Source organism: Streptomyces sp. NPDC007025 (genome assembly GCF_042869455.1).
Taxonomy (GTDB): Bacteria; Actinomycetota; Actinomycetes; order Streptomycetales; family Streptomycetaceae; genus Streptomyces.
The window spans coordinates 93507-108641 of sequence record NZ_JBIAFT010000019.1; the positions used below are offsets into that span (position 1 = coordinate 93507).

The 15135-nt window shown below is 74.3% G+C and carries 10 protein-coding genes; 2 read left to right on the forward strand and 8 right to left on the reverse strand.

Features of this window, described 5'->3' with window-relative positions; all coding sequences use genetic code 11:
* Positions 1 to 139: 139 nt before the first annotated feature.
* The 6 genes from ACFYMO_RS29885 to ACFYMO_RS29910 form a co-directional block, all read right to left on the reverse strand.
* Complete coding sequence (locus ACFYMO_RS29885) at positions 140 to 925, reverse strand: enoyl-CoA hydratase family protein (RefSeq protein WP_388550305.1); 786 nt, start codon at positions 923 to 925, stop codon at positions 140 to 142.
* Positions 925 to 2091, reverse strand: a complete 1167-nt coding sequence (locus ACFYMO_RS29890) for an acyl-CoA dehydrogenase family protein (RefSeq protein WP_366771150.1) — start codon at positions 2089 to 2091, stop codon at positions 925 to 927. The genes ACFYMO_RS29885 and ACFYMO_RS29890 overlap by 1 nt, the downstream gene beginning before the upstream one ends.
* 129 nt (positions 2092 to 2220) lie before the next feature.
* Positions 2221 to 4188, reverse strand: coding sequence for an acetyl/propionyl/methylcrotonyl-CoA carboxylase subunit alpha (locus tag ACFYMO_RS29895; protein WP_388550308.1), 1968 nt, complete (start codon positions 4186 to 4188; stop codon positions 2221 to 2223).
* 29 nt (positions 4189 to 4217) lie between these two features.
* The gene (locus ACFYMO_RS29900; RefSeq protein WP_366771152.1) at positions 4218 to 5897 is read right to left on the reverse strand and encodes a carboxyl transferase domain-containing protein; all 1680 of its coding nucleotides are present in this window, start codon (positions 5895 to 5897) and stop codon (positions 4218 to 4220) included.
* Entirely contained in the window at positions 5894 to 7729 is a 1836-nt protein-coding gene (locus ACFYMO_RS29905; protein WP_388550311.1) for an acyclic terpene utilization AtuA family protein, read from the reverse strand. The genes ACFYMO_RS29900 and ACFYMO_RS29905 overlap by 4 nt, the downstream gene beginning before the upstream one ends.
* Positions 7726 to 8577 (reverse strand): TIGR03084 family metal-binding protein, encoded by an 852-nt coding sequence (locus ACFYMO_RS29910; protein WP_366771154.1) that lies wholly within the window; start codon positions 8575 to 8577, stop codon positions 7726 to 7728. Before ACFYMO_RS29910 ends, ACFYMO_RS29905 begins: the two co-directional genes overlap by 4 nt.
* A 247-nt stretch (positions 8578 to 8824) precedes the next feature.
* Between ACFYMO_RS29910 and ACFYMO_RS29915 the strand changes: the two genes are divergently transcribed.
* Together ACFYMO_RS29915 and ACFYMO_RS29920 are read left to right on the forward strand one after the other, a co-directional pair.
* Positions 8825 to 9751 (forward strand): helix-turn-helix domain-containing protein, encoded by a 927-nt coding sequence (locus ACFYMO_RS29915; RefSeq protein ID WP_388550314.1) that lies wholly within the window; start codon positions 8825 to 8827, stop codon positions 9749 to 9751.
* A 116-nt stretch (positions 9752 to 9867) separates the two neighbouring features.
* A complete protein-coding gene (locus tag ACFYMO_RS29920) occupies positions 9868 to 10530 on the forward strand; it encodes a dioxygenase (protein WP_388550317.1) in 663 nt (220 codons plus the stop codon).
* Positions 10531 to 10960: 430 nt separating this feature from the next.
* Here the strand turns inward: ACFYMO_RS29920 and ACFYMO_RS29925 are convergent, their stop codons facing one another.
* Entirely contained in the window at positions 10961 to 11653 is a 693-nt protein-coding gene (locus tag ACFYMO_RS29925; RefSeq protein WP_388550320.1) for a hypothetical protein, read from the reverse strand.
* A gap of 322 nt (positions 11654 to 11975) precedes the next feature.
* On the reverse strand, positions 11976 to 14918 hold the full coding sequence (locus ACFYMO_RS29930; RefSeq protein ID WP_366771157.1) for an FAD-binding and (Fe-S)-binding domain-containing protein: 2943 nt from the start codon (positions 14916 to 14918) through the stop codon (positions 11976 to 11978).
* Positions 14919 to 15135 lie beyond the last annotated feature (217 nt).

Genomic DNA, 15135 nt, shown 5'->3' on the forward strand with positions numbered 1-15135 from the left:
CCCCCGGTCCGGCCCTGCTCAGCTCCGGCCCGGCCCTGCTCAGCCGGCGCCGCGCTCCCGTCGGCGCCCGCGCTCCCCGCGGCGCCGCGCGCACCGCCCGCGCCGCCGGTCGTCGTCCGTTCGCGCCCGGCCCGCGTGTTCACCGCACGGGCGCCTGCCGCACTGCCCATCCGGGCTCCCGTCGTTCGAGAAAGGCCGTCATGCCCTCGCGGGCCTCGTCCGACGCGAACAGCCGCGCCGACAGTTCAGCGAGCGTACCGGTGTCCCGGTCGAAGGCGTCCAGCACCTCCCGGGTGACCAGCCGCTTCGACTCCGCGAGGCCCTGCGGGGAGCCCTGCCGCAGCCCGTCCAGGACGGGTGCCAGCGCCTCGTCCGGGTCGTCGGCGGCCAGCGTGATCAGGCCGATCCGGGCGGCCTCGGCGGGGCCGAACCGTTCGCCGGTGAGGTAGTAACGGGACATCGCGCGGGGGTCGGTGCGCGGCAGCACCGGCATGGAGATCACCGCGGGGGCCACCCCGATCCGGGCCTCCGTGAAGGCGAACGTCGCCCCCGGACCGGCGACGGAGATGTCGCAGGCCGCCAGCAGCCCGGTGCCGCCCGCGCGGACGTGGCCGCTGACCCGGGCGACGACGGGCTTGGGGAAGGCCACCACGGTGCGCAGCAGGCGGGCCAGCTCCAGCGGCGCGTCCGTCGGGCCGTCGTGTGCGGTGGCCTCACTCAGGTCGGCACCGGCGCAGAAGGTGTTGCCGGTGTGGGTGAGCAGCACGGCGCGGACGCCGGGGTCGGCCTCGGCGCGCTCCAGTTCCGCGTACAGCTGGGCCACCAGGCGGGTGGAGAGCGCGTTGCGGTTGTGCGGGGAGTCGAGGGTGAGGGTGCGGACGCCGTCGGCGGTGCCGGTCCCCAGCGTTCTCTCGGGCGCGGCCATCAGTAGGACTTCGGCAGGCCGAGGGTCTGGTGGGAGACGTAGTTGAGGATCATCTCCCTGCTGACCGGGGCGATCCGCGCCACCCGGGACGCGGCGATCATCGCGGCGAGCCCGTACTCGCGGGTGAGCCCGTTGCCGCCGAGGGTGTGCACCGCCTGGTCCACGGCCCGCACACACGCTTCTCCGGCGGCGTATTTGGCCATGTTCGCGGCTTCGCCGGCGCCGGTGTCGTCGCCCGCGTCGTAGAGCCGGGCGGCCTTCTGCATCATCAGCCGTGCGCACTCCACTTCGATGTGCGCCTGGGCCAGCGGGTGGGCGATGGCCTGGTGGGCGCCGATCGGCTCCTTCCACACCTGGCGGGTGCGGGCGTACTCCAGTGCCCGCTCGATCGACCAGCGGGCCATGCCCAGCGCGAAGGCGGCCGTCATGATGCGTTCGGGGTTGAGTCCGGCGAAGAGCTGGAGCAGCCCGGCGTCCTCGTCGCCGACCAGCGCGTCGGCCGGGAGGCGCACGTCGTCCAGCACCAGCTCGAACTGCTTCTCCGGCGCGTCGACCGCCATGTCGATCATGTTGTAGGTGAAGCCGGGGGTGTCGCGGGGGACGACGAACAGGCAGGGTTTGAGCTTCCCCGTCCTGGCGTCCTCGGTGCGGCCGACGATCAGAGTGGCGTCGGCGATGTCGACGCCGGAGATGAAGACCTTCCGGCCGGTCAGCAGCCAGCCGCCGGTGGCCGGGTCGCGGCGGGCCGTGGTCGTGATGCGGTGCGAGTTGGAGCCGGCGTCCGGCTCGGTGATGCCGAAGGCCATCTTCCGGGTGCCGTCGGCCAAACCGGACAGCCAGGTGCGCTGCTGCTCCGGGGTGCCGAAGCGGGCTATCACCGTGCCGCAGATCGCCGGGGAGACGACCAGCATCAGCAGCGGGCAGCCCGCGGCGCCGAGTTCCTCCAGCACGATGGACAGCTCCTGGATGCCGCTGCCGCCGCCTCCGTACTCCTCGGGCAGGTTGACTCCCAGATAGCCGAGCTTCGCGGCTTCCGCCCACAGCTCGTCGGTGTGCTTGCCGTCCGCGACGACCTGCGCGAAGTAGTCGCGGCCGTAGCGCTTGCCGAGCGCGGCGACCGATGCGCGCAGTGCGGTGTGCTCCTCGGTTTCGGTCAGGCCGGTCATGTGCGACTCCCTGAGGGTTGCTGGCGCGGTTGCGGTTCCGCCCCGGCCGCGCGGGCCGCGGGCCGGAGCCCTGTCATGGAGTGAGATCGGCTCGTCGGGATGGTGACGGCTCGTCGGGATGGCGGCGGCTCATGGCGTGGCCGCGGCTGGTGGGGTGACGACGGCGAGCACGGCACCCACCTCGACCTGCCGGCCGACCGCGACCCGCAGTTCGGTGACCGTCCCGTCGGCGGGGGCCACCACGCGGTGCTCCATCTTCATCGCCTCCAGCCACAGCAGCGGCTGGCCGGCGGCGACCTCGGCGCCCTCGGCGATCCCCTCGGCCACCCGGACGACGGTGCCGGGCAGTTGGGCGAGCAGCGAGCCGGGCGCGGTGTCGGCGGCGGGCTCGGCGAGCCGCGGCAGGGCGGTGAAGGCGTGGCGTCCGGCGAAGACGCGGTCGCCGTGCACCGCGACGTCGAATCCGCGCCGCACCCCGTCCGCCTCCAGGACGACATGGTCAGCGCGGACGGCGACGGCCCGCACCCCGGGGTGCGCGGCGGGCTCCGGTGCGACGCCGCCGCGGCCCCACACGTACCGCACCTCGTGCTCGGTGCCGTCGCCGTCGAGGTAGCGGCGGCTCGCCGGGGCGGAGGGCAGGTTGCGCCAGCCGCCGACCCGGGCGGCGAGCCGCGGCCTGCCGGGCGCGTCCCGTACGGCCTCGGCCAGCGCGGCGGCCAGCACCGCGTGCCCGGCGCCGCCCGGCGTGTCCGCGGGTTCGGGGGCGGTGAGTCCGGCGAGGTGGCGGTCGTAGAAGCCGGTGTCGAGGCGGCCCGCGGCGACGTCGGCGAAGTCGGGGTGGCGCAGCGACCGCACCAGCAGATCCCGGTTGGTGACCGGTCCGTGCACGGCCGCCTGCTCCAGGGCGCGGGCGAGTTTCCGTACGGCGGCCTCGCGGGTCGGCGCCCAGGCGACGACCTTGGCGAGCATCGGGTCGTAGTGGATGCCGATCAGGCTGCCGTCCTCGACGCCGGAGTCGACACGCACGTGTCCGGCCGCGCTGCCCGGGATCGCCAGCCGCCACAGCCGTCCGGTCTGCGGTGCCCAGTCGCGGGCCGGGTCCTCCGCGTACAGCCGGGCCTCGACCGCGTGGCCGTGCGCGGTGGGCGGACCCTCGGCGGGGAGGGCCGCGCCCTCGGCGATCCGGATCTGCTGGGCGACCAGGTCGAGGCCGAAGACGGCCTCGGTGACCGGGTGCTCGACCTGGAGGCGGGTGTTCATCTCCAGGAAGGAGGGCTCGCCCCGGTCGGAGACGAGGAACTCGACGGTGCCCGCGCCCGTGTAGTCGACGGTGCGGGCGACGGCGACGGCCGCCTCCTCCAGGGTGGTGCGCAGCGCGTCGTCCAGTCCGGGTGCGGGCGCCTCCTCGACGACCTTCTGGTGGCGCCGCTGGAGCGAGCAGTCGCGGGTGCCCAGCGCCCAGACGGTGCCGTGGCCGTCGGCGAGCACCTGCACCTCGACGTGCCGGCCACGCTCCAGATAGGGCTCGACGAAGACGTCGCCGTCCCCGAAGGCGGCGGCCGCCTCGGCGCGGGCGGCGGCGAGTTCGCCGTCCAGTGCGGCACGGTCGCGCACCACGCGCATGCCGCGGCCGCCGCCGCCCGCCGCGGCCTTGACGAGCACCGGCAGGTCGGCCTCCCGCACCCGGTCCGGCTCCAGCGAGGGCGGCAGCGGCACCCCGGTGCCGGCCAGCAGTTTCTTGGCGGCGGTCTTGGAGGCCATGGCCTCGATCGCGGCGGGCGGCGGCCCGATCCACACCAGTCCGGCGGCCTGGACGGCGCGGGCGAAGCCGGCGTTCTCGGAGAGGAAGCCGTAGCCGGGGTGGACGGCGTCGGCGCCCGCGGCGAGGGCGGCCCGCACCACGAGGTCGCCGCGCAGGTAGGTGTCGCCGGGGGCGCTGCCGGGCAGCGGCACGGCGGCGTCGGCCTCGCGGACGTGCGGGGCCTCGGCGTCCGCGTCGGAGTGCACGGCGACGGTGGCGATGCCCAGTTCGCGGCAGGTGCGGAAGAGGCGCCGGGCGATCTCGCCGCGGTTGGCGACGAGGACGGACTGGATCATTCGCTGCTCCCTCTGCGACGGTGCGCGGCTCACATCCGGAAGATGCCGAAGCCGCCGCGGGCCCCGGCCACCGGCGCGGTGTGGATGGCGGACAGGCAGACGCCGAGGACGGTGCGGGTGTCGCGCGGGTCGATGACGCCGTCGTCGTAGAGGCGGCCCGAGAGGAACATCGGCAGCGACTCGCTCTCGATCTGCTGCTCGACCATGGCCCGCAGTCCGGCGTCCGCCTCCTCGTCGAACTCCTTGCCCTTGGCCGCGGCCGACTCGCGCATCACGATCGAGAGCACGCCCGCGAGCTGCTGCGGGCCCATGACCGCGGACTTGGCGCTGGGCCAGGCGAACAGGAAGCGGGGGTCGTAGGCGCGGCCGCACATCCCGTAGTGGCCGGCGCCGTAGCTGGCGCCCAGCAGCACCGACAGGTGCGGCACCTTCGAGTTGGAGACGGCGTTGATCATCATCGAGCCGTGTTTGACGATGCCGCCCTGCTCGTACTCCGTGCCGACCATGTAGCCGGTGGTGTTGTGCAGGAACAGCAGCGGGATGTCGCGCTGATTGGCCAACTGGATGAACTGGGTGGCCTTCTGCGACTCCTCGCTGAAGAGCACCCCCTGCGCGTTGGCGAGGACGCCGACCGGGTAGCCGTGCAGCCGGGCCCAGCCGGTCACCAGGCTCGTCCCGTACAGCGGTTTGAACGCGTCGAACTCCGAGCCGTCCACGATCCGGGCGATCACCTCGCGCGGATCGAACGGCACCTTCAGCTCACCGGGCACCACCCCCAGCAGCTCCTCGGGGTCGTACAGCGGCTCGCGCACAGTGGCCGGGTCCGGATCGGGGTGCGCCTTGCGCCAGTTGAGCCGGGCGACGACCCGCCGGGCGCGACGCAGCGCGTCGGGTTCGTCGAGCGCGTAGTGGTCGGCCAGCCCGGAGGTGCGGGCGTGCATGTCGGCGCCGCCCAGCTCCTCGTCGTCGGCCTCCTCGCCGGTGGCCATCTTCACCAGCGGCGGCCCGCCGAGGAACACCTTGGCACGGTCCTTGACCATGATGACGTGGTCCGACATGCCGGGGATGTAGGCGCCGCCCGCCGTCGAGTTGCCGAACACCACGGCGATGGTGGGGATGCCCGCCTCCGAGAGCCGGGTGAGGTCCCGGAAGAGCGCGCCCCCGGGGATGAAGATCTCCTTCTGGCTGGGCAGATCGGCGCCGCCGCTCTCCACCAGGCTGATGCAGGGCAGCCGGTTGGCGTAGGCGATCTCGTTGGCCCGCAGCGCCTTCTTCATCGTCCACGGGTTGCTGGCGCCGCCCCGGACGGTGGGGTCGTTCGCGGTGATCAGGCACTCGACGCCCTCGACGACGCCGATCCCGGCCACCAGCGAGGCGCCGGTGGTGTAGTCGCTGCCCCACGCGGCCAGCGGCGACAGCTCCAGGAACGGGGTGTCCGGGTCGAGGAGCAGTTCGATCCGCTCGCGGGCCGGGAGCTTGCCGCGTTCGCGGTGCCGTGTCAGATACTTCTCGCCGCCGCCGGCGAGCGCCGCGGCCTGCTCGGTGTCGAGCTCGGCCAGCTTGGCGAGCATCGCGGTGCGGTTGTCGGCGTACTCCGGCGCCGCGGTGTCCAGGGCGCTGCGGAGGGCGGCCGGGCCGGGCGGTCCCGCGGGGCCTGTGCCGGTGCCGGGTGCGGTGCCGACCGGGCCGGGGCTCGTCGCTGGGCTCATGGGAGGAACACCTCCGGTATGTCGAGGTGGCGGGCGCGCAGCCATTCGCCGAGCGCCTTGGCCTGCGGGTCGAACCGGTGCTGGGAGGCCACGCCCTCGCCGAGGATGCCGTCGATCACGAAGTTGAGCGCCGCGAGGTTGCGGAACTCATGCCGGGTGACGGACAGCTCCCGCACCTCGGGCAGGAGCACGCGCAGCCGGTCGGTGGTCAGGGTCTCCCGCAGCCACGCGTAGAGGTCCGGGTCCGCGCCGTACGCCCACACGCCGATGTTGGCGCTCCCGCCCTTGTCGCCGCTGCGGGCCCCGGCGACCAGGCCCAGCGGGGCCCGGCGGGTGGCCGGGGCGCCGGGCGGGGGCGCTTCGGACGGGGGCTCTTGGGTCGAGGGCGAGGGCGAGGGCGCGGGCGCGGGCGCGGGCGCGGGCGCGGGCTGCGACGCATCGTCCGGCGGCCCGGACTGCCCCCCGTCGTCCGGCGATGCGGGCGGCTGCCGCCGGGGGGCGGCGGGGAAGGAGACGTCCAGCCGCGTGCCGTCCGGCAGCACCGCCACGTGCGGCACCGACTCCGCGTCCGTGTACGCCGCCTCGAACACGCCGTACGGCGCCCCGCGCGCGGGCGGGGCCGTCACATGGAAGCCGGGGTAGCTCGCGAGCGCCAGCTCGATCGCCGGGCCGGAGACGGCGCGGCCGACCGCGCTCTCCTCCGGGTCCCGCACCACCAGCCGCAGCAGTGCGCTGGCCTCCTCCTCGACCGCGGCGTCGGCCCGGTCGGTGCGGGCGAGGCTCCAGTCCACCTGGGCCGGGCGCCGTGTCCCGGGGCGGGAGAGGGCGGTCTCCATCTGCTCGCGCACCAGGTCCGCCTTGGCGGGCACGTCGAGCCCGGTCAGTACGAAGGTGACCTCGTTGCGGTAGCCGCCCAGCCGGGTGAGGCCGACCTTCAGGCTCTCCGGGCGGGGCTCGCCGCGGACACCCTCGATCCGCACCCGGTCGGTGCCCGCCTGGACGAGCCGCACGGAGTCCAGGCGGGCGGTCACGTCGGGGCCCGGATAGCGCGGCCCCGCGGTCTCGTAGAGGAGTTGCGCCGTGACGGTGCCGACGGTGACCGCGCCGCCGGTCCCGGGGTGCTTGGTGAGCACCGCGGAGCCGTCCTCCGCGAGTTCCGCGAGCGGGAAACCGGGGTGGCGCACGTCGATCCCGTCCCGTACGAAGAAGGCGTAGTTGCCGCCGGTCGCCTGCGTCCCGCACTCCAGCACGTGCCCGGCGACGACGGCCCCGGCGAGCCGGTCCCAGTCGTCGTCGGCCCAGCCGAAGTGCGCCGCGGCGCAGCCGCTGACCAGCGAGGCGTCGGCCACCCGTCCGGTGACGACGACATCGGCACCGGCCCGCAGGCAGGCGCTGATCCCGGCGCCGCCCAGGTAGGCGTTGGCCGTCAGCACGCCCTCGCCCCAGTCGCGTGCGGCGAGCAGGTCATCGCCCTCCACGTGGGCGACCCGCGCGGGCACGCCGACGCGTTCGCTCAACTCCCGTACCGCGTCGGCGAGGGCCGCCGGGTTGAGGCCGCCCGCGTTGGTGACGAGGGTGACGCCGCGGTCCCGGGCCAGGCCCAGTCCCGTCTCCAGCTGCCGCAGGAACGTCCTGGCGTAGCCGCGCGCGGGGTCCTTGAGCCGGTCACGGCCCAGGATCAGCATGGTCAGCTCGGCGAGGTAGTCGCCGGTGAGGACATCCAGCGGGCCGCCGGTCAGCATCTCGGTGAGCGCGTCGGCGCGGTCGCCGTAGAAGCCGGAGGCGTTCCCGATCCGCAGCGGCTCGCGCGGGGCGGGCTCCGGTGCCGTCATGCCTCTCCCTCCCGTCCCTTCCGTACCGCGAAGCCGCCTGGCGCCCGGCCGGCGCCGGGCGGCCCCGCGAACGCCTGCGCGATGCCCAGCCAGCGTTCCGCCTCGGCGCCCTCGGCCCGCAGAGCGGTGTCGTCGCGGTGCACCCGCTGGGTGGCCAGCAGGCAGAACTCCAGGGCGCTGCCGGTCACCCGCTGCGCCGCGTCCTCGGGGCCGTGGGCCCACACCTGGCCGCCGGGTCCGGTCACCTCCACGCGGAACGGCTCGGCGGGCGGCCGGAGTCCGTGCGCGGCGTAGCCGAAGTCGCGGGCGCGCACCCCGATACGGACGATGTGCCGCAGCCGGGCGGTCGGCTCACGTGCGGCGCCGAGCGCGTCGGCGACGTCGGTGCCGTGCGCCCAGGTCTCCATGAGTCGCGCGGTCGCCATGCTCGCCGCACTCATCGACGTCCCGAACCAGGGCAGCCGTTCCCGGGGCGGCTGCGCGGTCGGCACCGCGGCCAGCGCTTCGGCCAGCGCGGTGCGTCCGGTCCGCCAGCGGGCCAGGATCTCGGCGGGCGGCCGCCGGGCGCCCTCGGCCGCGGTGTCGTCGATGAAGGTGGCCGCCGCGTCGGGGCGGGCCGCCATCTCCTCCACCCGGCGGCGGAAGGCCGCCGGGTCGGTGGCGGCGAGCAGCGCCTGCTCGTCAGTCCAGGCCAGGTGGGCGATCTGGTGGGCGACCGTCCAGCCGGTGGCCGGTGTCGCCGCCGTCCAGCGTTCCGGGGGCAGGTCCGCGACCAGCCGGTCCGCCTCCGCGCTCTCGGCGCGCAGGTCCGCCAGTACTTCGCCGAGCACGTCCGCCGCTGAGGCCACAGCCCCGCCCTCCCCTCCACGGTGCGGCCCGCCGGGGGTGGCACCGCCCCGCGGACGCGCCCGATCGCCGTCCGTGGCACCGAGACTGGCAGCCGGTGCAAAAACAAGCAAGCGTGCTTGCATGACTTTTTCCGGGTGCCCCGCCGATCCCCTCGGGTAGCCCTCGGGCGGACATCCGCGGCAGACGACCGCACGGCGCGACGCCGCGCCGAGACATCCGGCAGGCCGGAAGAGAGGGCGGACCGTGGTGGCCACCGACAGCTCCCGACGCGCGCACCGCACCATGCCGCTGCACCGCCTGGACGTCCCCGCGCCGCGCCGACTCCCCTTCGCCATCGGCACCTTCGACTCGATCGGCCCGCTCTCCCGCGCCGCCTACCCGCACCGGCACACCTTCCACGAGATCGCCTACGTCACCGGCGGCAGCGGCACCCACGTCATCGACCTGCGGCGGTGGACACTGCGTCCACCGCACCTGTGCTTCATCACGCCCGGCCAGTCGCACCACTGGCAGCAGCACGAGCAGGTGCAGGGCTGCGTGGTCCTGTTCGACGAGGCGTTCCTGCTCGCCCACCCCGGCGACCGCACCCTGTTACGCCGGCTCAGCGCGCACCCCTCCCTGCCGCTGTCCCCGCCGGCGGCGGCCCGCGTGGAGGAACTGCTGGCCGGGATGCGCACCGAGTACGGCCAGGCGCAGCCCGGCATGCGCACCGTCCTCCAGGCGTACCTGCACATCCTGCTGGTCCAGGCCGACCGCCTACCGGCCCAGGAGCACCCCGGAGGCGCACCGGACGGCGAGGCCGCCTGCTCCCGGCCCGCAGCCGTTGCCGGGCAGTTCGTCCGACTGCTGGAGCGCCCGGAGGCCGCCGCGGCCCGCACGGTCACAGCCTGCGCCGCGGAACTGGGCGTCTCCGTGGGCTATCTGAACACCGCCGTCCGCGCGGGCACCGGCCGGACGCCGGGGGAGCTCATCCGGCACGCCCACGTACTGGAGGCCAAGCGGCTGCTGGCCGGGACGGCCATGACGGTGCGCCAGGTGGCGCACGAGGTGGGCTTCGCCGACCCCGCCTACTTCTGCCGCTTCTTCCGCCGCGAGACCGGCGCCAGTCCGGGCGAGTTCCGGCGCGAGAACCACGGGACGCCCGGCGGCGACGAAATCACCACGCTCCGGTAGCTCCGTCCATCGACCCCCGCGCCCGCCGCCCGTAGCGTCGTCTCCACTCGGCCGAACCCGGCCGGACGCGTCCGTCCCCCGCACTTCCCCCCATCCAGGAGAGCGAGGAACCGACCATGTCCCACACGGACGACGACCAGCCGGCGCCCGGCCGCCGCCGCGGAGTGAGCCGCAAGAGCGTGCTGCGGGCCGCGATGGCGGCCGGGCCCGCGGCGGTACTCGTGGGCGGCGCCGCAGGCGGCACCCCGGCGCTCGCCCGCGACCAGCGCGGATCCGGGGAGCGGCTGGCCCCGACCCCCTCCTGCGACGACGGCGACGACCCGACGCCCCCGCAGACCGAAGGCCCGTACTTCAAGCCCTACTCGCCCGAGCGGGACTCGATCGTGCCGCCGGGTACCCCGGGGACGCCGCTGGTGGTCAGCGGCTATGTCTTCGGACGGAACTGCGCCCCGCTGGCGCACGTGCTGCTCGACTGGTGGCAGGCGGACCCGAACGGCGCCTACGACAACAGGGGGTACCGGTTCCGGGGCCACCAGTACACCGATGGGCAGGGCGCCTTCCGGCTGACCACCCTGCGGCCCGGCCTGTACCCGGGGCGCACCCGGCATCTGCACGTCAAGGTGCAGGCGCCCTACCGGCCGGTGCTCACCACCCAGCTCTACTTCCCCGGTGAGCCGCGCAACGGTACGGACGCGATCTTCGATTCCCGGCTGCTGATGGACGTCCGGACCGAAGGCGGCGGACTGGCGGGCTCGTTCGACTTCGTGGTGAACGCCTGAGCCGCCATTGGTCACGGGTCTGCCCCGCAGAGGCCTGCCCAGTGGGCTGAACCGCGGCAACCGGCCCTCCCCCGCACGGGGAACCCCGATTCATCCCGGTGACAAGTGCGTGCACAGGCTGCGGACGGAGACCGTGGCATGCCGGATCACGGCCACCGGAAAGACTGCCGGAGACCATGACCGGAACCGTCCAACCGGGCACGAAAGAACGCAAGCACTCGACAGTGGGGCCCGGCTCCGGATTCGCCGGATCCGGGACCGGGCCCCTTCCGGGCTCTGTCACGAGGCGGGGCCGGTCGTGAGGAAACGTGCCACACCTGCGCGGTCGGCCCCGCGGATCGCCGGGCACGTCCGCTGCGCGCTGCATTCGCTGCGCGCGCTCGCAACACGCGCGCTCGCAACAATCGTGTCCCGATCCGTCCTCCATCGTTCACTGCGGAGGAATCGTCGCCCTCCCGTCCTGCCGGCCGCGAACCCGGGCCAGCAGATGATCGACAGCGGGGCGGAGCGAGGTGGAGTCCGCGGTCGACGCCCAGGTCTCGATGCCCACAGGCTGACCGCCGTCTCGTTGGATTCCGTCGACCAGACGCGCAAGGTCCTCTTGGTGGAGCGTGCCGTTGACGAAGAGGTACGCAGCGCAGTCCACCTCCCGCGCCCGCCGGACGAAGCTGTCCAAGGAAGCCGCTTCGACGTGACCCGACTCGTCCAAGGCGTAGGCGGCGAAGACACCGATCCGCACGCCATCGGGCTGCGCCACCAGGACCGCGAGCGGCCGGCCCAAACCCGCGTCGAGGTTGCGTTCCACCTCCTCGCCCTCACGGCGTGCGACCTCGACGGCGTCGACGACCCGGTTTTCGAAGAGTGAGATCTCCACGGCATGAACCTCTGGGTCCCGGTCGGTCACCGGGTTGAGTTTCTTGAGGATGTTCAACGTCGCTTGAGCCTGCTCGGTCAGCCCGGAGCGGGCTTGTTCGGCAGCTTGTCTGCGCAATTCCGACATCGTGAACTCCCAGTCGCCGAATCGAACACTTTCGAGGGTCCGGCCGCTCAGAGCCATCAGCAGGAACAGTCCACCGATCACAACCAAGGTGGCGCAGCCCGCCTGGTTCTCCGAGAGGAACACCGCCGCCGTCCCAGCCCCTGCAAGTACGCTCCCGGCCACCCCGGCCGCAGGCCGCTCCCACCTGTGCAACTGCCCTAAACGAACGGGGCGCGCCCCGTCCTGCCCCGTCGAACTCTCCACCACTCTCGGCATGCCTGGAGCTTAGGTCGTATTCGCTGGGCAGGCGGGTGCTTACCGAACTCCTGAGCGCACAGAGCATGTGGAAGGCTCGGCGGGAGCTCGTCGTGCTCACCCGTGCCGGGAGCACCGATCGATGCGTCTTCGAGGAGCGGCAGTTGAAGCGGCGGGTCCGGGGGACGGCACCCCCGGGCCCGCCGGTAGGTCACTCCCCGGCGGCCGGGTCCCCGGCGGGGCCGGCGGCCGGATCGGCGGACGAGTCCGAGGACGCGTCCGCCGCGGCGGCAGCCGGGCCCGCGGTCAGGCCCTCGGCCAGCACCTCCGCCAGGTGCCGGCTGCGGAAGCCGCCCAGCTGGTCCATCTGGGTGCGGCAGGAGTAGCCGTCGGCGAGGATCTCGGTGCCCGGCTCGGCGGCGCGCAGGGCCGGGAGGAGCTGGTCCTCGGCGCAGGCCGCGGAGACCTCGTAGTGGCCCTTCTCGAAGCCGAAGTTGCCGGCCAGCCCGCAGCAGCCGCCGCTGAGGTCGCCGACCAGGCCCGCCCGGTCCCGCAGCCGCCGCTCGGCGGCGTCGCCGATGACGGCGTGCTGGTGGCAGTGGGTCTGCCCGGCGACCGGCCGGTCGATCCGGGGCGGTTCCCAGTCGGGTGCCTGCTCCTCCAGGGTCTGCGCGAACGTGCGGACGGCTTCCGCCAGCCGCTTCGCACGGGGGTCGTCGCCCAGCAGCTCGGGGACGTCCGTCTGCAGTGCCGCCGCGCACGGCGGCTCCAGGACGGCCACCGGCAGGCCCGCGTCCAGGGCCGGTTCCATGACGTCCAGGGTGCGCCGCATCACCGCGCGGGCCCGGTCGAGCTGGCCCGTGGAGACGTAGGTGAGGCCGCAGCACACCTGCTTCGGCGGCACCACCGGGCGCAGCCCGGCGTCCCGGAAGACCTGCACGGCGGCCGAGCCGGCCTCGGGGGAGAGGTAGTTGGTGAAGGTGTCCGGCCACAGCACGACCGGCTTGCCGCCGTCGGCGGCACGGTCGGGCTGCTTGCGCCACCAGTGGGTGAAGGGCGTGCGGGGCAGCGCCGGGATGTCCCGCTCCGGCGCCAGCCCGCCCAGCCGCTTGGCGAGGGCGGCCAGCGGCGGCACCTTGGCGCCCGCGTTCAGCAGCGGCACGGTGCGGGTGGCGGCGGCCAGCCGCAGCCAGCGCGGCAGCCAGCCCATCGAGTAGTGCGCCATCGGCCGGCGCTTGCCCGGAGTGCCGGACGCGGCGTCGCCCTCGTAGTAGTGGTGCATGAACTCGGCCTTGTAGGTGGCCATGTCGACGCCCACCGGGCAGTCGCTGCGGCAGCCCTTGCACGACAGGCACAGGTCGAGCGCGTCGTGCACCTCCTCGGACTGCCAGCCGTCGGTGACGACCTCCCCGGCGAGCATCTCGTGCAGCAGCCGGGCCCGTCCGCGGGTGGAGTGCTTCTCCTCGCCGGTGGCGCGGAAGGACGGGCACATCACGCTCGCCCCGGCCGACTCGTTCCGGCACTTGGCGACGCCCACGCAGCGGCGGACGGCGGCGGAGAAGTCACCGCCGTCGTGCGGATAGCCGAACTCGACGTCGACGGGCTTGCGCGGCAGCGGCGCGAACCGCAGGTTGGCGTCCAGCGGATCCGGCCGGACGAGCACACCCGGGTTGAGGCCGGCCGCCGGGTCCCACAGGTCCTTGAACCGGCCGAAGAGCCCGACCATCTCCTCGCCGTACATCCGGGTCAGCAGCTCGGCGCGGGCCAGACCGTCGCCGTGCTCGCCGGAGAGCGAGCCGCCGTGCGCCACCACGACGTCGGCGAGCGCGGTGGAGAAGTCCCGGAACTTCGCGATGCCCGCCTCGCCCAGCAGGTCGAAGTCGATCCGCACATGGATGCAGCCGTCCCCGAAGTGCCCGTAGGGCAGCCCGCGCAGCCCGTACTCGCCCAGCAGCTTGCGGAAGTCCCGCAGATACGCGCCGAGCCGGGCCGGGGGGACGGCGCAGTCCTCCCAGCCGGGCCACGCCTCCGCGCCGTCCGGCATCCGGGTCGCGGTGCCCGAGGCGTCCTCGCGTACCCGCCACAGCGCGCGCTGCCCGGCCGGTTCGGTGACCAGCGTGTGGTCGGTGGTGCCCTCGCGCGCCGCACGGCACAGCTGTTCGGCGTTGGCCCTGGCCTGCGCCGCGTCGTCGCCGCCGACCTCCACGAACAGCCAGGCGCCGCCCCTGGGCAGGGAGGCCCGCGCCGCGTCGCCCACCAGGTCGTTGGCCATCCCCTCGACGGTCAGCGGACCGTAGGGCAGCAGCCCGGCGGCGGCCTCGGCCGCCGCGGACTCGTCCGCGTAGCCGAGCACCGCCAGCACCCGTGCGCCGGGGGTCGGCACCAGCTTGACGGTGGCCCGGGTGAGCACGCCCAGGGTGCCCTCGCTGCCGGTGAAGGCGCGCGCCCAGTCCTCGCCCTTCTCGGGCAGCAGCTCGTCGAGCGCATAGCCGGAGATCCGGCGCGGGAGTTCGGGGAACCCGGTGCGCAGCCGGGCCAGTTCGCCCTGGACCAGCGAGGAGGCTCCGGCGCGCAGCCGCTTCGGAACACCGGAGCCGCCCCGCGCGAGCCGGGCCCGCTCGCCGCCGTAGGTGAGGACCTCCAGCTCGTGCACGTTGTCGGCGGTGGTGCCCCAGGCGACCGAGTGGGAGCCGCACGAGTTGTTGCCGATCATCCCGCCGAGCGTGCAGCGCGCGTGTGTCGAGGGGTCGGGCCCGAAGGTGAGCCCGTGGGCTCCGGCGGCCCCGCGCAGATCGTCCAGGATGACGCCGGGACGCACGACGGCGGTACGGGCCTCCGGATCGAGGTGCTCGATGGTGCGTTGGTGCCGGGTGAAGTCCAGCACGACGCCGAGTCCGGTCGCCTGCCCGGCGATGGAGGTGCCCGCGCCGCGCGCCACCACGGGCACGCCCTGCTCTCGGCAGACGGCCAGCACGGCCGCCACGTCGTCGTCGTCCTTCGGCGCCACCACGCCCAGCGGCACCCGCCGGTAGTTGGAGGCGTCCATCGTCATGAGTGCTCTGTCCTGGGCGCCGAACTCCACCTCACCGCCGCGCACCGCGGCGCGCAGTGCCCGCTCCAGCTCCTGTGCGTCTGCCCTACGTGCGTCTCCCATGGGCACAGCGTGCACGTTGGAGCCCGCCCCGCGCTGCCCTTGCGGGATCTTTCGTGTCTGTGGTCCGCGTCACGCTGCCGCCTCCCCGCCGAAACGGGTCCCACCTGCGGAAAGACCGGTCTTTGTCAGCCCGCCGATCTGGCCGAGAGGCGGCTGCGAAGCTGTCCACCCCGGCCATTGAAGAGCGGCCGGAGAGGGGCGGCCGACGCGACGTGGG

Coding starts and splice junctions, on each gene's coding strand:
- ACFYMO_RS29885 (WP_388550305.1), bottom strand. CDS start 925: ATGGCCGCGCCCGAGAGAACGCTGGGGACCGGCACCGCCGACGGCGTC.
- ACFYMO_RS29890 (WP_366771150.1), bottom strand. CDS start 2,091: ATGACCGGCCTGACCGAAACCGAGGAGCACACCGCACTGCGCGCATCG.
- ACFYMO_RS29895 (WP_388550308.1), bottom strand. CDS start 4,188: ATGATCCAGTCCGTCCTCGTCGCCAACCGCGGCGAGATCGCCCGGCGC.
- ACFYMO_RS29900 (WP_366771152.1), bottom strand. CDS start 5,897: ATGAGCCCAGCGACGAGCCCCGGCCCGGTCGGCACCGCACCCGGCACC.
- ACFYMO_RS29905 (WP_388550311.1), bottom strand. CDS start 7,729: ATGACGGCACCGGAGCCCGCCCCGCGCGAGCCGCTGCGGATCGGGAAC.
- ACFYMO_RS29920 (WP_388550317.1), top strand. CDS start 9,868: ATGTCCCACACGGACGACGACCAGCCGGCGCCCGGCCGCCGCCGCGGA.
- ACFYMO_RS29930 (WP_366771157.1), bottom strand. CDS start 14,918: ATGGGAGACGCACGTAGGGCAGACGCACAGGAGCTGGAGCGGGCACTG.